This is a genomic window from Herbiconiux liukaitaii, assembly GCF_041927495.1.
Classification (GTDB): domain Bacteria; phylum Actinomycetota; class Actinomycetes; order Actinomycetales; family Microbacteriaceae; genus Herbiconiux; species Herbiconiux liukaitaii.
On sequence record NZ_JBHFHG010000008.1, the window covers coordinates 1 to 17,114 of the forward strand.

A 17,114-nucleotide genomic window follows, 5' to 3' on the forward strand; every position below is an offset into this window, starting at 1 on the left:
TCGCCGACACCACCCGCCTGGGTGGTGCCGACAGGTACGAGGCGTCGCGGACGATCAACGCGGCGTTCTTCGACACCGCCGATCATGTGCTGCTCGCGACGGGGCTGAAGTTCTCCGACGCTCTCGCAGGTTCCGCATACGCGCCGACGATCGACGCGCCGCTGTTCACGGTCAAGGGTGACTGCATCCCGGCCGAGACCCTCGCGCAGATCGAGGAGCTCGGGGCCACGAAGGTCACCCTCCTGGGCGGCACGGCCACCCTGAGCCAGTCCGTCGAGGACCTGGTGGCCTGCACCCCGTAGCGCCACCGCACGGCCCCACACACCGAGTGCCCCTCCTCCTCGCGGAGAGGGGCACTTCGTGTCGGGCCGGACGGCCGCCTGGCGTGCCGGCACCCACGCGATGGCTAGGCTCGCGGGGTGACGGAGTGGCGCGGGCATGAGCGGGGGAGCCGCGAGTACCGGCGCATCCTCGCCGGGCTCTTCTTCGCCGGTGTGGCCACCTTCGCTCAGCTGTACTCCACGCAGGCGCTGCTGCCCGAGATCGCCGACGAGCTGCGCATCGCACCGGCCACCGCGGCGCTCACGCTCTCGGTGGCGGCGATCGGGCTCGCGGTCGGAGTGATCCCGTGGTCTGTGCTCGCCGACCGCGTGGGCCGGGTGCGCGCCATGACGATCGCGCTCGCGGGGGCGTCGCTCGTGGCACTGCTCGTGCCCTTCTCACCGAGCATCCCCGTGCTGCTCGCGGGGCGCTTCGTGGAGGGCCTTTTCGTGGCGGGAGTGCCGGCCGCGGCCATCGCGTTCCTCGGCGAGGAGATCTCGAAGCGCGACATCGTGCGGGCCGCGGGCATCTACGTGGCGGGCACCTCGATCGGCGGACTCTCGGGGCGGCTCATCGCAGGCCCCGTGGGCGAGCTCGTGTCGTGGCGCATCGGCATCCTCGCCGTGGGAGTGGTGTGCGTCATCGCGTCCGTCGCCTTCATCGTGCTCGTGCCCCATCCCAGGGGGTTCGCCTCGGCGGCCGCGCGGGGGCATGGGGCTGCAGGGCACGGGCTCGCCCACCGGCTCGCGGTCAACCTCAGGTCGCCGCGGCTGCTCGTGCTCTACGCGCAGGGCTTCCTGCTCATGGGGGCGTTCGTGGCGCTCTACAACTACCTGGGGTTCCGGCTGCTCGGCGAGCCGTTCGCGCTGCCGCAGCTGCTCGTGAGCCTCATCTTCGTGGCGTACCTCTCCGGCACGGTCTCGGCCTCGTGGGCCGGCGGCGTGGCGGCGCGCTTCGGATCGCAGCGCGTGCTCGTGGGTGCCGGCATCGTGATGATCGCGGGTGTCGCGCTCACCACCGTCGACTCGCTCGCCGTGGTGCTCATCGGGCTCGTGGTGGCCACGGCGGGCTTCTTCGCGGCGCACGCCCTCGCCTCGGGCTGGACGGGACGTGAGGCCGTGGTCGGCCCCGCCCAGGCCGCCTCCCTCTACAACCTCGCCTACTACGCGGGCTCGAGCCTCTTCGGCTGGTTCGGCGGCGTCGTGCTCGCCGCGGCGGGCTGGAACGCCCTCGCCGCGCTCATCATCGCTCTCGTGGCACTCGCGGGCGTGCTCGCCGCCGTGATTCTCAGGCCCTCCCGCCCTGGCGATAAGTTGGAGGGATGAGCACGCGCACCAGGTCAGCATCCGTTCGCGAGTCCGTGCACGAGGCGCTGAGGGGGGTGGTGGCCTCGGATCGGGTGCTCGTGAGCGACGCCGAGCGCGAGGCGTACAGCCACGACGACGCCGAGTGGGCCGCGTTCGCCCCGCCCGTGGCCGTCGTGCTCGCGGAGTCGGTGGAGGAGGTCTCCGCCGTGGTGCGCATCGCCGCCGCCCACGGTGTGAGCATCGTGCCGCGGGGAGCGGGCACCGGGCTCTCCGGCGGCGCCAACGCCACCGCCGACTCGATCGTGCTCTCGCTCGAGCGCATGACGCGTGTGCTCGAGATCGACCGCGCCGAGCGCTTCGCCGTGGCGGAGGCCGGCGTGCTCAACGACGCCCTGCGCGCGGCAGTCGCCGAGCACGGCCTCTGGTATCCGCCCGACCCGGCCAGCTCCGCCATCTCCACGATCGGCGGCAACGCGGCCACCAATGCCGGCGGCATCTGCTGCGTGAAGTACGGCGTGACCCGCGACTACGTGCTCGGCCTCACCGTGGTGCTCGCGGATGGCGAGGTGGTGCGCCTCGGCCGTCGCACCGCCAAGGGAGTTGTGGGCTACGACCTCACCCACCTCCTGGTGGGCTCGGAGGGCACGCTCGGTGTGATCGTCGACGTCACCGTGAGGCTGCTTCCGCTCGCCGGCCGCGAGGAGCGCGCCATCGTGGGCTCCTTCGGCTCGGTGCGCGAGGCGGGGGTGGCCGTGGCCGCCATCAGCGCCGCAGGCATCATCCCCTCAGCTCTCGAGATCGTCGACGGCACGTGCCTGCGCGCCGTCGACGAGTGGCAGCACCTCGGCCTGCCGCACGGCGTCGACACCCTGCTGCTCGCGAAGGTCGATGAGCCGGGCGACGCCGGAGAGACCTCGGCCCGTGCCATCGCCGAGCGCATGCGTGACGCGGGCGCCCTCGGCGTGGAGCGTGCCACAGACCCCGAGGAGGTGGCGAGGCTCTTCCTGGCCCGCCGCCTCGCCTATCCCGCGCTCGAGCGCCTCGGCCCCGTGCTCACCGAGGACATCTGCGTGCCCCGCGGCGCCGTGCCCGAGATGCTCGAGCGCATCGAGGCCGCTGCGGCGACCCACGGCGTGACGATCGCGAACATCGCGCACGCCGGCGACGGCAACCTGCATCCGCTCATCATCGCGCCCGAGGGCGACGAGGCCGCCAAGGCGAGGGCCAAGACCGCCTTCGACAGCATCGTGGCCGACTGCCTCGCGCTCGGCGGCACCGTGACGGGCGAGCACGGCGTGGGACTGCTCAAGCTCCCGGGCGCCGCCGAGGAGCTCTCGCCCCGCGTGCGCGCCCTGCACACCTCGATCAAGCACGCCCTCGACCCGGCCGGCCTGCTGAACCCCGGCAAGGCTTTCACCGGCTAACAGGTACCGCCCCGATCATCAGTGTCGCCTCGATAATCGGTGCCGCTAGAGTGTCGGCTATCGGCACCGAGCGGGGCGGCCGGGGATGGTGCGGGGGCACGATGGCGCGGAATCGAACACGGCGTGGGCTGGGCATCCAGTCGAAGCTTCTCATCATGCTGCTCTCGGTGAGCATCGGATCGACGCTCGTGGTGGGCTGGGTGGGCTACAGCAGCGGGCGGGACAGCCTGCGCGACGCCGCCTTCGACCAGCTCACGAACGTGCGGGAGGCGAAGGCCGACGCCATCCAGACGCTCTTCTCCACCATCGAGGCCGGCTTGCGCGTCGATTCGAGCGGCGCCACGGGCAACCAGGCCACCGTGGAGTTCGCCGCCGCCTTCGCCGAGCTCAACGCCCAGCCCGTCGACCCCGCTCAGGAGGCCGTGCTCGACGCGTACTACGACACGGAGTTCATCCCGGCCCTCGAGGAGCGCACGGGCGAGAACTCCGATCCGGACGTGTTCCTGCCCACCACGAACGGCGAGATCACGCTGCAGGCGGAGTACACCGTTCCACCGGAGGACTTCGAGGCGGCCTCCCTCGTCGACGACGCAGGCGACGGCAGCGCGTGGTCGGCCGTGAACGCCAAGTACAACCCCTACTTCCGCGAGCTCGCCACGAGCTACCAGTACGAGGACGTGCTGCTGCTCGACACCGAGGGCAACGTCGTGTACTCGGTCTACAAGGGCGTCGACCTCGGCACCAACCTCTACACGGGGCCCTACAAGGGCACGGTGCTCGCCGAGGCCTACGACGCCGCCCTCAACTCCAACGTGGTCGACTACACCGAGATCACCGACTTCGAGCGCTACCAGCCCTCCCTCGGGGTGCCCACCGCGTGGGGAGTGTCGCCCATCGGTGAGAACGGCGTGGTCAACGGCGCCATCGCGGTGCAGCTGCCGATCGAGGCCATCAACCGCGTCATGACGGGCGACGGCGAATGGGCGACCGACGGACTCGGGGAGACGGGGGAGTCGTACCTCGTGGGCCCCGACCGCACCATGCGATCGGTGTCGCGACTGCTGATCGAGGACCCGGAGGAGTTCCGCGAGCTCTCGATCGAGGGCGGATCGTCGCCCGAGACCGCTCAGCGCATGGTCGACGTGGGTGGCTCGGTCGAGCTGCAGCGGGTCGACACCGCACCCGTCGACCTGGCCCTCACGGGCAAGGCCGGCACCACGATCGCCGCGAACTACCTGGGCCAGGAGACCCTCGCCGCCTACACCCCCGTCGACATCGCGGGAGTGCAGTGGGTGCTCGTCTCGAGCATCACCTCGGCGGAGGCGTTCGCGCCCGTCGACGACTTCACCCGCAACATCGCCCTCGCCATCCTGGCCATCATCGTGGTGGTCTCGCTGCTCTCGCTGCTGCTCGCCCAGGTGTTCGCCCGCCCGGTGCGCACGCTCGTGGGAGCGGTGCGCAAGGTCGCGGGCGGCGACCTCGGGGTGGAGGTCACCTCGAACTCCCGCGACGAGTTCGGCGACCTCTCGGCCGCGTTCAACGACATGAGCAGGAGCCTGCAGGTCAAGCAGCAGCTCATCGACGAGCAGCGTGCGGAGACGGATCGCCTGCTGCTCAGCGTGATGCCCGAGAAGGTGGCCCGCCGCTACCGCGAGGGAGAGGAGACGATCGCCGAGAACCACCAGGACGTGGCGGTGGTCTACGCCGACCTCGTGGGCTTCGACGAGTTCGGCAGCGCCTTCGGGGCCGAGCGCGAGCTCACCCTGCTCAACGAGCTCATGCGCCAGTTCGACGACGCGGCCGCGGCCGCGGGCGTGGAGAAGGTGCGCACGCTGCGCGCAGGGTACCTCGCGAGCTGCGGGCTCATCGTGCCCCGCGTCGACAGCGCGAGGCGCACCGTGGACTTCGCCGTGCAGCTCGCCGAGATCGTGGCCCGCTTCAACGCCCAGTACGAGGCCGCCGTGTCGATCCGCGTGGGCATCGACTCCGGCACCGTCACGAGCGGCATCGTGGGGCAGGCGAGCATCGCCTACGACATGTGGGGCGACGCCGTGAACGTCGCCAACCGGGTGCAGTCGCTCGCGGGCCGCCCCGGTATCTTCCTCACCCAGCGCGTGCGCGACCAGCTGCCCGACACCTCAGGGCTCACCGAGGTGGGCACGATCGAGATCCAGGGCGCCACCCAGACGGTGTGGCAGGTCGCCTGATGTCCGCGATCTGGACCGAGCCGTGGTTCCCCTGGGCCGTGGGGCTCGCGATCGGCCTGCCGATCCTGCTCGTGGTGCTCACCGAGGTGCTCGGCGCCCTCGTGCGGCGGGGGAGCGCCGCGGCGAAGCCTGTGCGGCTGCTGCGCAACCTCGTGGTGCCGGTGCTCGCCCTGTTCCTCCTGCTCACGCTCGCCTCCGACCAGCAGTTCGACCTCAACTGGGTGCGCGTGGTGGGCACCGTGCTCGGCTTCCTGCTCATCCTGCTCGTGCTCTCGGCGTTCAACGTGGCGCTCTTCAGCCGTGCCACCGAGGGCAGCTGGCAGAAGCGGCTGCCCTCGATCTTCATCGATCTGGCCAGGCTGATCCTCATCCTCGTGGGTCTCGCCATCCTCTTCTCCTGGGTCTGGGGGGCCGACGTGGGCGGGTTGTTCGCCGCCCTCGGCGTCACCTCGATCGTGATCGGCCTCGCCCTGCAGAACGCGGTGGGATCCGTGATCTCGGGGCTCCTGCTGCTCTTCGAGCAGCCGTTCAAGCTCGGCGACTTCCTCGACACCCCCGCGGGCCGCGGCCGGGTGGTGGAGGTCAACTGGAGGGCCGTGCACATCGACACGGGCAACGGCATCCAGATCGTGCCGAACTCCTCGCTCGCCGGAGCCTCGTTCACCAACCTCAGTCAGCCGGCGGGCGCCTACGTGGCCACCGCCGATGTGAAGTTCGCCACCGACGACCCCCCGCACGAGGTCTCGGCCATGCTGGTGCAGCTCGCCTCCGCGCTCCCCATGCTCGACCCGGCCGACAAGCCCGCCGTCGCCTACTCGGGCAACGGCGCCTACTCCGTGAGCCTGCCCGTCACGAGTCCGGCGCTCGAGGGCGAGGCCCTCACGGTGTACCTGAGCTGGCTGTGGTACGCCGCGCGGCGGCGCGGGCTGGCCCTCGACAACGACGCGAGCGACCCCGTGAACACCCCGGAGGGGGTGCGGGCGGCGCTCGCCTCGGTGGGCCCCTTGTTCGGTCTCGACGGCGACTACCTCGACGAGATCGCACCCCTCTGCCGCATCGAGCAGTGGGGGGCGGGCGAGACCGTGCAGTGGATGGGCCGGGTGCCCGAGGCGCTCCGCATCGTGCTCGATGGATCGCTGCAGCTCACGACTCCGTACGAGACGGGCCGCCTGCAGTTCGCCGAGATCGGCCACGGGGAATCGATCGGCCTCACCGCGCTCACGAGGCAGCCGACCGCCTACTTCGCCACCGCCGCGCGACCCGTGACCGTGCTCCGGGTTCCCCGCGACATCGTGGACGCCTCGGTGCACCGCAACCCGAAGCTCGCGCGGCGCATCGGCGAGCAGCTCGACAACCGGCGGATCCTCGCCGTCGATGCGGTGTCGAGGGCGCGGGATGCCGCGGGGGTCATCGCGATCGGCGAGACGCCGGCGGCCTGACCGGGCGACGTGCAGGTGGGCTAAGCTGGAGCCGTGTTCGTGAATCCCCGTTGTTGTCGTCGCTGAGCGACGACTCCCCTCACCACGCCCGGATTCGTCACCGCCCCCAGCCGCCGCTCTCGCTGCGCGCCGTGCACGCTCGTGCATGAAGCGGTCGCGAGGCCCATCCGAGGACACGATCCCATGGACCACTCCCGCATGAAGTACGCCGACACGATCATCGACCTCGTCGGCAACACCCCTCTCGTCAAGCTCAACCGGGTGACCGAGGGCATCGCCGCCACCGTGCTGGCCAAGGTCGAGTACCTCAACCCCGGCGGTTCGTCGAAGGATCGCATCGCCACCAACATCATCGACGCCGCCGAGCGCGAGGGCCTGCTCAAGCCGGGTGGCACCATCGTGGAGCCCACGTCGGGCAACACGGGCATCGGCCTCGCCCTCGTGGCCCAGCAGCGCGGCTACCGCTGCGTGTTCGTGCTGCCGGACAAGGTGGGCGACGACAAGCGCAACGTGCTCACGGCCTACGGCGCCGAGATCGTGGTGACGCCCACGGCCGTGGCTCCGGAGGATCCCGACTCCTACTACTCCGTCTCCGACCGTCTCGTGCAGGAGATCCCCGGCGCCTTCAAGCCCAACCAGTACGCGAACCAGAACGGTCCGCTCAGCCACTACCAGACCACCGGTCCCGAGGTCTGGCGCGACACCGACGGCCTCGTCACGCACTTCGTGGCCGGCGTGGGCACGGGCGGCACCATCAGCGGTGTCGGCCGGTACCTCAAGGAGGTCTCGGACGGCCGGGTGCAGATCATCGGCGCCGACCCCGAGGGCTCGGTGTACTCCGGCGGCACCGGTCGCCCCTACCTCGTGGAGGGCGTGGGCGAGGACTTCTGGCCCACCGCCTACGACGGCACGGTCGTCGACCAGATCATCGCCTCGAGCGACGCGGAGTCGTTCGAGATGACCCGTCGTCTCGCCCGCGAAGAGGGTCTGCTCGTGGGCGGATCCAGTGGACTGGCCGTCTCGGTGGCGCTCAAGGCCGCTCGCGACCTGCCGGCCGACGCCGTCGTGGTGGTGCTCCTGCCCGACGGCGGGCGCGGCTACCTCGGCAAGATCTTCAACGAGAAGTGGATGCGCTCCTACGGTTTCGCCAACGTCTCCGAGGGCTCCACCGTGCGCGACATGCTGGCGGTCAAGAGCGCGGGCCTGCCCGCTCTCGTGCACGCGCACCCGAGCGACACCGTGCACGACGCCATCGAGATCATGACCACTTACGGCGTCTCGCAGCTCCCCGTGCTCTCGGCCGAGCCGCCCGTGGTGATGGGCGAGGTCATCGGATCACTCGACGAGCAGACCCTGCTCGACCAGGTCTTCGGCGGCAGGGCCGCCATGACCGACAAGGTGGGCGACTTCGTGGGCTCTCCCCTTCCCCTCATCGGCGCGAACGAGTCCGTGGCGGCCGCCCGCCAGGCACTCACCGACTCCCCGGCCCTGCTGGTGTCGGACGGCGGCAAGCCCGTCTCCGTGATCACCAGGCAGGACCTCCTCACCTTCCTCAGCGAAGCCTGATCCGAAAGGCACCCCTCATGGCCTCCAAGAAGACCCAGCAGTTCGAGACCCGCGCCATCCACGCCGGTCAGGAGTTCGACCCCACGACCGGCGCCATCATCCCTCCCGTCTACTTCACGAGCACCTTCGTGCAGGACGGCATCGGCGGGTTCCGTGGCGGTTACGAGTACACGAGGGGCGGCAACCCCACGCGCGACTCCCTCGAATCCCAGCTCGCCTCCCTCGAGGGCGCCAAGCACGGCCTGAGCTTCGCCTCCGGCCTCGCCGCCGAGGATGCGCTGCTGCGTGCGGTGCTCGAGCCGGGTGACCGCATCGTGATGGGCAACGACGTCTACGGCGGCACGCACCGCCTGATCGAGCGCATCCACGGCAAGTGGGGTGTGCAGAACGAGGTCGTCGAGATGAGCGACCTCTCGGCCGTGGCCAGGGCCGTCAAGGCAGGCACCACCAAGCTGCTGTGGCTCGAAACGCCGTCGAACCCGCTCATGAAGATCAGCGACGTCTCCGAGCTGGCCGAGATCGGTCACGCGGCCGGCGCCCTCGTGGTGGTCGACAACACCTTCGCCTCGCCCTACCTGCAGCAGCCGCTCGCGCTCGGTGCCGACATCGTGGTGCACTCCACCACCAAGTACCTCGGCGGCCACTCCGACGTGCTCGGCGGCGCGGTGCTGCTCGACGACGACGCGCTCGAGGAGAAGATCCGCTTCCTGCAGTTCGCGTCGGGCGGGGTCTCCGGCCCCATGGACGCCTGGCTCACCACGCGTGGCATCAAGACCCTCGCCGTGCGCATGGACAGGCACTCCGAGAACGCCCAGGCCATCGCCGAGCACCTCGTGGGCCACCCCGCGCTCGACGCCGTGTACTACCCCGGTCTGGCCACGCACCCCGGCCACGAGCTCGCCAAGCGGCAGATGCGCTCCTTCGGCGGCATGATCTCGCTCGCCCTCAAGGGCGGCCCCAAGGCGGCCCGCCGGTTCGCGGAGTCGACCCAGGTGTTCCAGCTCGCGGAGTCGCTCGGCGGCGTCGAGTCGCTCATCGGCTACCCCACCGAGATGACGCACGCCTCGGTGAAGGGAACGCCCCTCGAGGTGCCGGACAACGTCATCCGTCTCTCCGTGGGCATCGAGGGAGTCGACGACCTCATCGCCGACATCGACCGCGCACTGCCGCGCCGGTAGGGCGGGCCGTTCCATGAGCGACGCCGCCATGAACGAGGTCGGGGCCACCTGGGCCGCCACACACGTCTTCGAGGCGCCGTCACTCGTGCGCCCCGACTCCGTCGCCGAGATCCAGCGAGTCGTGACGGGGGCGGATCGCGTGCGCGCGCTCGGCACCCGGCACTCCTTCAACGACATCGCCGACAGCACGGGCACCCTCGTGACGCTCGTGGAGCCCACCGAGCTGCCCGTCGTCGACGCCTCCCGCCGCACCGTCGAGGTGCCGGCCGGCATGCGCTACGGCGTGCTCGCGCAGCACCTCGAGGCCGCGGGGCTGGCGCTGCACAACCTCGGCTCGCTGCCGCACATCTCGGTGGCGGGCGCCACGGCCACCGGCACCCATGGTTCCGGCGTGGGCAACGGCAACCTCTCCACGGCCGTCGCCGCGCTCGAGCTCGTCGACGGTCGAGGCGAGCTCGTGCGCGTCTCGCGCGGCGACGACGGCTTCGAGGGCATGGTGGTTCACCTCGGTGCGCTCGGCATCGTCACGCGTGTGGTGCTCGATGTGCAGGCCACCTACCGCATGCGGCAGGACATCTTCGTCGACCTCCCGTGGGAGTCGGTGCTCGCCGATCCGGAGGCCATCCTCTCGTCGGCCTACAGCGTGAGCCTCTTCGCGGACTGGACGGGCGAGACGCTCAAGCAGGCGTGGGTGAAGTCGCGGCTCGCAGCCGACGGCACCGCCGAGGGGCACCTCTCCGACGCCGACCTCTCCGGGGGCGATTTCTTCGGGGCGCGAGCGGCCACGGCCAAGGCCATGACGCCCGCAGGAGACGACGTCGACAACACGACCGTGCAGGGCGGTGTGCCCGGGCCCTGGGCCGAGCGGCTGCCGCACTTCCGGCTCGACGCCACGCCCAGCGCGGGAGACGAGATCCAGAGCGAGTACTTCGTGGGCCGAGCGGATGCCGCGGCGGCGCTCATCGCGGTGCGCGAGCTCGCCGAGCGGATCGCGCCCCACCTGCTCGTGACCGAGCTGCGCGCGATCGCCGCCGACGAGCTGTGGCTGAGCCCCGCCTACCACCGGGACAGCCTCGCCATCCACTTCACCTGGCTCAACCGGCCCGAGGCCGTGCGAGCGCTGCTGCCCCTCATCGAGGAGGCTCTCGCGCCGTTCGCGCCGCGACCGCACTGGGGCAAGTGGTTCACGCTCGAGGCCGCTCAGATCGTGCCGCAGTACGAGCGGTTCGACGACTTCGTGGCGCTCGCCGACCGGTTCGACCCGCGTCGACGCTTCCGCAACGCCTACCTCGAACGGGTGCTCGGCCTGCCGCTCTGAGCGAGCCGGCCGGCCGAGCAGCGTCTCAGAGAACGGGCTTCGTGGGGCTGTAGACCCAGGTGTCGAAGAAGTCCGTCAGATCCTCGCCGGAGACCGACGACGCGAACTCGATGAACTGCTCGGTCGTCACGGAGCCGCCCGCGTTCGAGGTGGCCCACTCGCGCAGGATGGTGGCGAAGTCCTCCTCGCCCACCTCCGTGCGGAGGGCCTGCAGCGTCATCGCACCGCGGTAGTAGACCGCCGTGTCGAAGATGCCCGCTGCCCCGGGGTCGGCCACCACGGTCGACCAGAACGCGTCGTCGTTGCCGGGGGGATTGGCGTAGTACTCGTCGAAGTACTCCTCGGGGGTCGGGCCTCCGTGGCCGCCGCTCCACAGCCACTCGGCGTAGGTGGCGAAGCCCTCATTGAGCCAGATGTCGCTCCAGCGCTCCATGGCCACCGAGTCGCCGTACCACTGGTGGGCGAGCTCGTGCACGACCACGGCGGGATCCGCGTCGGCCGGGAAGGCCCAGGCCGGGTAGATCGGGCGGGTCTGGTTCTCGAGGGCGTAGGGCAGATCCTCACCCGGGGCGATCTCGCCGATGGCGATGCCGCCCGCCTCGGTGAACGGATACGGGCCGAACGTCGTCTCGAGGAACGCGATCACCTCGGGCTCGGAGGCGAAGATCTGCTCCGCCACGTCGCCCACCGAGGTGCTGCCGCCCTCGGGCGTGCGGTCGTAGAGCTCGGGGTCGATGGCGTCGTAGTAGGTGATGCCCGTGGTCTCGTCGACCTCCGTGGTCACCTCGTAGTCGCCGATCGTGGCCGTGGCGAGGTAGGTGGCCATGGGCTGGGTGGTCTCCCACGTCCAGACCGTGTTCGCGCCGTCGACCTCGGTGGCGGCGAGGGCGCCGTTGCCGATGACCTCGAGGCCCGTGGGTGCCGCCATGCGCAGCGTGAAGGTGGCCTTGTCGGAGGGGTGGTCGTTGGCGGGGAACCAGGTGGCGGCGACACGAGGCTGGCCCACCACCACGGCACCGTCGGTCGAGCGGAAGACCCCGGCCGGGCCGAAGGCGTCGTCGATCGTGATGGGCACACCGCTGTAGGCCACCGTGGTGGTGAAGGTCGTGCCCGCCGGGAGCCCGGCCACGGGGATGACGGTGAGCTCGGTGCGAGGCGGCGTCGCGTCGTCGTCCGTGCTGCCCGGCGCCTGCGGCTGGCCGGTCGCGGCGCTGATCTGCGTGGTCGCGAGGCTCCAGTCGGCGGCGGTGGCCGGGGCGCCCTGCACGCCGGCGTCGGCGACCGTGATGGCGCCGATCGCGATCGAGTCGGTGCCGTCGACGTCGCGGGTGTCGAAGTCGAGGTTGAACGCCGAGAGGTTCTGGGTGGCCACCGCCGTGATGGTGGCCGTGCCCGACATCACGTCGGTGGCAGGGTCGTAGGCGAGGTCGAGGGCGTAGTGCTCCACGTCGTAGCCGCCGTTGCCGTCGAGCGGGAAGTACGGGTCGCCGATGCCGTCGGAACCCGGCTGGTAGACAGTGGGGTCGGGCGTGGGGGTCGGCGTGGGGGTGGGGGTCGGTGCCGGAGGAGTGGGGGTGGGCGTCGGAGTGCTGCAGTTCATGTCGTGCGCGTAGCTCGGGGTGGGGGCGGCTCCGCCGGAGACCACGAGTGCGAGCACGAGCAGGGGAGCGGCCGCGAAGACCGCGGGAGCGCGGCGCCCTCGGCGCAGCAGCAGGGCGGCCGTGCCGAGCCCCGCGATCACGAGGCCGAGCGCGAGCAGCCAGGGCCAGTCGCCGGATCCGGTCGCCGCCAGCAGGCAGTCGTTCATGGTGGGCCCCTATCCGTCTCGGTGGGGGAACACTACCGGAACCCGACGGCGTCGGCCTAGCCGACCGCACGCGGCCGTCCGCTCCTCCTCCGCTCCCTAGGCCGCGTGACGGCCGTGCACCAGCCGGCCGTCGGCGATGCGCAGCACGCGGTCGCAGGAGGCCTGCACCGCTTCGTCGTGCGTGGCGATCAGTGCCGTCGCCGACTCGGCGTGCACGACCGAACGGATCAGCTCCATGATGGCCGCCCCCGTGGCGGCATCGAGCTGACCCGTGGGCTCATCGGCGATGAGCAGGCGTGGTGAGTTCGCCAGGGCGCGGGCGATGGCCACGCGCTGCTGCTGGCCGCCCGAGAGCTCGGAGGGGTGGGATCGGCCGCGACCGGCGAGCCCCACGAGGTCGAGCAGGTGGGCCACACGCTCCTCCCGCACGGCGGGGTCCTCGCGCTTCAGCCGGAGCGGCAGGCCGACGTTCTCGGTGATCGAGAGGTGCGGCAGCAGCCCGAAGGTCTGGAAGACGAACGCCATCGAGTCGCGGCGCAACCGCGTGCGGCTCGCCTCGTCGAGGCCGGTGACCGACTGGCCGTCGAGCAGGACGGTTCCCGCGTCGGGGACGTCGAGGCCGCTGACGCAGTTGAGGAGAGTGGTCTTGCCGGAGCCGGAGCGACCCGACAGGGCGATGATCGCTCCGCGGGGGACCGTGAACGACACGTCCTCCAACGCCGTGACCTCGCCGGCCGAGGTGCGGAAGGTGCGGGTGAGGTGCTCGACCACGAGCACGTCGCTCATTTTTCGTCCTCCGTGGCCGCCTCGGGGGCTGACGCCGGTTGCGTGCGGGCGTGCTGTGGCCAGATGCCCACGTGATCCTCCTCGAGTGTCAGCCGCACCCGGTCGTTCAGGTCGAGGGCGGTGCGGTACTCGCTCGGCAGCTGCAGCCTGCCGACCCGGTCGAGCACCGCGAACTCCTCCTCCGTCAGCTGACCGCGAGCGTCGCTCTGGCCGTGCGCATCCCGTTCGTCGTGCCGGAGGGTCTCCGACGAGATCCGGCCGTCCCTGATGGCCACCGTGCGACGCACCTGCCCGGCCACGGCGCCGTCGTGCGTGACGATCACGACGGTGCAGCCGAACTCGTCGTTCGCGGTTCTGAGGGTGGCGAAGACCTCGTCCCCGGTCCTGGCGTCGAGCTGGCCCGTCGGCTCGTCCGCCAGCAGCACGCGGGGCGAATTCGCGAGTGCGACCGCGATCGACACCCGCTGCTGCTCACCGCCGGAGAGCTGCGCCGGCCGTCGGTGCGCCCGATCGGCGAGACCGAGGGCCCCGAGCAGCTCGGCCGCCCGTGCCGAGCGTCGGCGGCGACCGACCCCCGCCAGCGCGAGCGGAAGAGCGACGTTCTCGGCCGCCGAGAGAGCGGGGAGCAGGTTGCGCGAGGACTGCTGGCGCACGAAGCCCACCGTGGACCGACGGTACTCCACCAGGTGCGCGCCCCTGAGCGACGTGAGGTCGTGCCCGGCCACCCTCGCCCGGCCCGCCGTCGGGGCATCGAGCCCGGAGAGTATGCCGAGAAGAGTGGATTTGCCGGATCCGGACGCGCCGACGATCGCGAGCACCTCGCCGGCCCGAACGAGCAGATCGAGGCCCTGGAGTGCTTGCACTTCGACGCCGCCACCCCGGAACACGCGCACGACACTGTCGCAGGCGATCAGGGCATCGTCTCCGAACTCGGTGGTTCGGCCAGACGCGAGTGAGCTGGTCACGGTCATGAGTCTTCTCCCGTTCGAAGGATGTCGCTGGTCCGCACGCGGCGGGTGTTCGAGAGATCGACGCACACGGCGAGGATGAGAGCGGCGGCGGCCGCCCCGAGGATGGTCGGCGGCATCCACCACGGCACCCCGATGGGCGCTGCGCCTCCCACCAGGGTCTCGGCACCGAAGGTGGGGGCGGCCGCCGCGAGCACGACGGCGGCGGCGATCGCCCCACCGATGACGCCGCCGACCACCAGCGGGCCGAGTTCGCCGAGGGCGAGCCAGATGCCGGCCCGAGGAGGCACCCCGAGTGCTCCCAGCAGCGCCAGGATGCGGCCCCTCCGCCGGAAGCCGATCGCGGTGGTCACGAGCAGTGCGAGCGCCGCCAGCCCTCCGGTCGCACCGAGTGACAGGGCCGTGGCCGAGGTGACGCCGGAGACGAGGGCCCGGTCGCGCGCTGCGGCGAGCACCTCGTCGCGGATGAGCACACGGTCGGCGTCGGCAGCGCTCGCGGCCTCCGTCGCTGCCACAGTGAGGGCGGGCGCACCGACCGCGAGCACGACGCCAGGATCCAGGAGGTCCGGATCCGGGATGTCCGCATCCGGGATGTCCGTATCCGGTGCGCCTGACGCGTCGGGGAGGGCCGTCGCGAGGTAGGAGTCCAGTCGGCTGCGGTCGACCACGGCCAAGGGTGCACCGGATGAGCCGGGCAGAGCGATCGGTGCCCCGATGATCCTCACCGGAACGATCGTGCCTCCGATGTCGAGCGTGACGGTCTCGCCGCCCGCCACTCCGGTCAGTCGCGGATCGAACAGGGCGGGGACGGCCTCGTCGCCGTCGGCCGGCTGCTGCTCGAGCAGCGAGGTGACAGCCGCGCTCGCGGAGCCGCCCAGGCCGGCGGGCAGGGCCGCCAGCAGGGCGGGGTAGTCGGCGTCGACGGCCAGAACGGTCGCGTCGATCGAACTGCCGACTCCCTGCATGGGCACGTCGTCGAGCTCGGCGATCGCCGCCGCGATCGCACCCTCGTCCGTGAGCTCGGTCACCAGTGCCGCAGGGTCGGGCGCCCCGTCGATGCGCACGTCGGCCCCGACGACGCGCCACGAGGCGGCCTCCTGCCCGGTGGCGACGGTCTGCAGGAGCACCAGCGAGGTGATGGCGACGGAGCACGCGAGAGTCAGCGCGAAGAGGGTCGCCGGCGACCGACCTTCGTGGGCGCTCGACCTCGCCAGCAGCGCCCTCGGGCCACGCGCGCGGAGTGCCAGTGCCGACAGCGGCCGCAACCACACCGCGGGCACCGACGAGAGGCCGAGCGCCACCACTGCCGAGATGAGCAGCGGAGCGGCAAGAGCGAGCGGATCGAGGGCGCCGGCCGCTGTGCCGGTCTGTGCGCCCGTCGCTGTGCCGGTCGGCACCTGCAGCGCCGCGATGGCCGTGATGGTGACCGCGCCGAGTGCGGCGGCGGCGATGATGCGCAGAGGTCTCGATCGGGACGCCCTCGGTGATGCGACTTGGCGGAGCGTGGCGACGACCGGGACCGCCGCGGCGACGAGGGAGACTCCGATCGGGAGCAGCAGCGAATCGCTCTGATGACCGAGGGCGGTCGCTGCGCCGATTCCTATGCACGCTCCGAGCAGAGCCACGGCCACGGCCTCCACGGCGGCATGCAGCCCGATCAGCCCGATCGACGCCCCGCGCGAGCGCAGCAGGGCGATCTCGACACCTCGGCGACGGGCGAGTGCGCTCCCGATGAGCGCCGTGACGAGCAGCGAGACGCCGAGCAGGCCTGCCGCCAGGGTCGACAGCTGCGCCGTCGTCGCTCCGGCCGCGGCCGGGAACGACGAGAGGGCCTCCTCCCAGCCGGAGCTCGCGGAGACCTCGAGAGGCGCTCCCTGCGTCATCAACCAGGGCGACGTCTCCAGCTCGTCGAGCGCCTCACCCACCCGATCGACGAGGCGCAGATCGAACAGGGCGGGGTCGAATGCCGTGCGCACAGTGCCCGCCGAGACGTCGGGAAGGCGACCGGCGATCCGATCGAAGGCCGTCGCATCGCTCAGCACCGTGTAGGCCGCTCCGGTCTCGCGCCCTCTCGCCGAGAGCAGTCGCGGATCCCAGAGGCCGGGGAGGTCGGACCAGGTCTCTGCACCCTCGTCGACGGCCTCGGCCACGCCGACGACCCGCAGGGTGATGGTCGTGCCGACCTGGCCGGTCCCGGCGACCAGCGAATCGCCGACCGCCACGCCGGCGGTCTCGGCGGTGGCCGTCGAGATGACGACGTCCACGGGCGAATCCGCCGAGGTCTCCGACGTGTCGGCGGCAGGGAGGCTGCCGGAGACGAGGCGCACGGCCGAGCCGGCCGACGGGTCGGCGACTCCGATCCGCACCTGATCCTCGCCGACGGGTCGAGTCGCCTCGAGCTCGGGGCCGAGGATGCTCGTGCTGGACTGCGCTGCCGAGCGCGCCAGATCGGCGGGCAGACGACCGGGTACCTCGGTGGCGTACTCCAGGAAGCGGGCAACGGTGGTGCCGCTCTCGTTCGTGCCTGCTATCGCGGAGCGCAGCAGAAGATCGGTGTCGCTGCCCCCGACCTGCACGGCCTCGCGCGCACCGCTGTCGAGCGTGTCGCCGATGCGGGCGGGCACCGCCACGGCGAGACCGGTGGTGAGGGCGACCAGGATGACCGTGCCGAGCAGGCCCATCAGGTCGCCTCGGGCGCGGCGGGCCACGAGGTGGAGTGTCGCACCGATGGCCACGGCACCCCGCACAGGATCACGCGGCACAGGATCACGCCGCACCGGATCACCCCGGCGC

Annotated in this window: 12 protein-coding genes; 8 read left to right on the plus strand and 4 right to left on the minus strand. The window is 71.5% G+C overall.

Annotated elements, in window-relative coordinates; genetic code table 11:
• The 8 genes from ACEXQC_RS16545 to ACEXQC_RS16580 all read left to right on the plus strand — a co-directional run.
• Positions 1 to 302, plus strand: a 302-nt coding sequence (locus ACEXQC_RS16545; RefSeq protein ID WP_374824909.1) for a cell wall-binding repeat-containing protein, incomplete at its 5' end; no start/stop codon positions are given.
• A gap of 117 nt (positions 303 to 419) precedes the next feature.
• Positions 420 to 1,646 (plus strand): MFS transporter, encoded by a 1,227-nt coding sequence (locus ACEXQC_RS16550; RefSeq protein ID WP_374824912.1) that lies wholly within the window; start codon positions 420 to 422, stop codon positions 1,644 to 1,646.
• Entirely contained in the window at positions 1,643 to 3,052 is a 1,410-nt protein-coding gene (locus ACEXQC_RS16555; protein ID WP_374824915.1) for an FAD-binding oxidoreductase, read from the plus strand. The genes ACEXQC_RS16550 and ACEXQC_RS16555 overlap by 4 nt, the downstream gene beginning before the upstream one ends.
• Before the next feature lie 155 nt (positions 3,053 to 3,207).
• Positions 3,208 to 5,259 carry an adenylate/guanylate cyclase domain-containing protein gene (locus ACEXQC_RS16560; RefSeq protein WP_374824918.1) on the plus strand — a complete coding sequence of 684 codons (2,052 nt, stop codon included), beginning with the start codon at positions 3,208 to 3,210 and terminating at the stop codon, positions 5,257 to 5,259.
• Positions 5,259 to 6,698: a mechanosensitive ion channel domain-containing protein gene (locus ACEXQC_RS16565; protein ID WP_374824921.1), complete on the plus strand. Its 1,440-nt coding sequence runs from the start codon at positions 5,259 to 5,261 to the stop codon at positions 6,696 to 6,698. Before ACEXQC_RS16560 ends, ACEXQC_RS16565 begins: the two co-directional genes overlap by 1 nt.
• A gap of 198 nt (positions 6,699 to 6,896) precedes the next feature.
• A complete protein-coding gene (locus ACEXQC_RS16570; RefSeq protein WP_374825721.1) occupies positions 6,897 to 8,264 on the plus strand; it encodes a cystathionine beta-synthase in 1,368 nt (455 codons plus the stop codon).
• Between the two features lie 17 nt (positions 8,265 to 8,281).
• A complete protein-coding gene (locus ACEXQC_RS16575; RefSeq protein WP_374824924.1) occupies positions 8,282 to 9,442 on the plus strand; it encodes a cystathionine gamma-synthase in 1,161 nt (386 codons plus the stop codon).
• Positions 9,443 to 9,455: 13 nt separating this feature from the next.
• Positions 9,456 to 10,760: a D-arabinono-1,4-lactone oxidase gene (locus ACEXQC_RS16580; RefSeq protein ID WP_374824927.1), complete on the plus strand. Its 1,305-nt coding sequence runs from the start codon at positions 9,456 to 9,458 to the stop codon at positions 10,758 to 10,760.
• Between the two features lie 25 nt (positions 10,761 to 10,785).
• Here the strand turns inward: ACEXQC_RS16580 and ACEXQC_RS16585 are convergent, their stop codons facing one another.
• From ACEXQC_RS16585 to ACEXQC_RS16600, 4 genes are all read right to left on the minus strand, one after another.
• A complete protein-coding gene (locus ACEXQC_RS16585; RefSeq protein ID WP_374824930.1) occupies positions 10,786 to 12,567 on the minus strand; it encodes a M1 family metallopeptidase in 1,782 nt (593 codons plus the stop codon).
• 96 nt (positions 12,568 to 12,663) lie between these two features.
• Positions 12,664 to 13,353, minus strand: coding sequence for an ABC transporter ATP-binding protein (locus ACEXQC_RS16590; protein WP_374824933.1), 690 nt, complete (start codon positions 13,351 to 13,353; stop codon positions 12,664 to 12,666).
• The gene (locus ACEXQC_RS16595) at positions 13,350 to 14,324 is read right to left on the minus strand and encodes an ABC transporter ATP-binding protein (protein ID WP_374824936.1); all 975 of its coding nucleotides are present in this window, start codon (positions 14,322 to 14,324) and stop codon (positions 13,350 to 13,352) included. The genes ACEXQC_RS16590 and ACEXQC_RS16595 overlap by 4 nt, the downstream gene beginning before the upstream one ends.
• Positions 14,321 to 17,083 (minus strand): ABC transporter permease family protein, encoded by a 2,763-nt coding sequence (locus ACEXQC_RS16600; protein WP_374824939.1) that lies wholly within the window; start codon positions 17,081 to 17,083, stop codon positions 14,321 to 14,323. Before ACEXQC_RS16600 ends, ACEXQC_RS16595 begins: the two co-directional genes overlap by 4 nt.
• Positions 17,084 to 17,114 lie beyond the last annotated feature (31 nt).

Bases quoted from the DNA above. Each gene is read 5' to 3' on its own strand.
- ACEXQC_RS16555 (WP_374824915.1), top strand. From the start codon at position 1,643: ATGAGCACGCGCACCAGGTCAGCATCCGTTCGCGAGTCCGTGCACGAG.
- ACEXQC_RS16560 (WP_374824918.1), top strand. From the start codon at position 3,208: ATGCTGCTCTCGGTGAGCATCGGATCGACGCTCGTGGTGGGCTGGGTG.
- ACEXQC_RS16565 (WP_374824921.1), top strand. From the start codon at position 5,259: ATGTCCGCGATCTGGACCGAGCCGTGGTTCCCCTGGGCCGTGGGGCTC.
- ACEXQC_RS16570 (WP_374825721.1), top strand. From the start codon at position 6,897: ATGAAGTACGCCGACACGATCATCGACCTCGTCGGCAACACCCCTCTC.
- ACEXQC_RS16575 (WP_374824924.1), top strand. From the start codon at position 8,282: ATGGCCTCCAAGAAGACCCAGCAGTTCGAGACCCGCGCCATCCACGCC.
- ACEXQC_RS16580 (WP_374824927.1), top strand. From the start codon at position 9,456: ATGAGCGACGCCGCCATGAACGAGGTCGGGGCCACCTGGGCCGCCACA.
- ACEXQC_RS16585 (WP_374824930.1), bottom strand. From the start codon at position 12,567: ATGAACGACTGCCTGCTGGCGGCGACCGGATCCGGCGACTGGCCCTGG.
- ACEXQC_RS16590 (WP_374824933.1), bottom strand. From the start codon at position 13,353: ATGAGCGACGTGCTCGTGGTCGAGCACCTCACCCGCACCTTCCGCACC.
- ACEXQC_RS16595 (WP_374824936.1), bottom strand. From the start codon at position 14,324: ATGACCGTGACCAGCTCACTCGCGTCTGGCCGAACCACCGAGTTCGGA.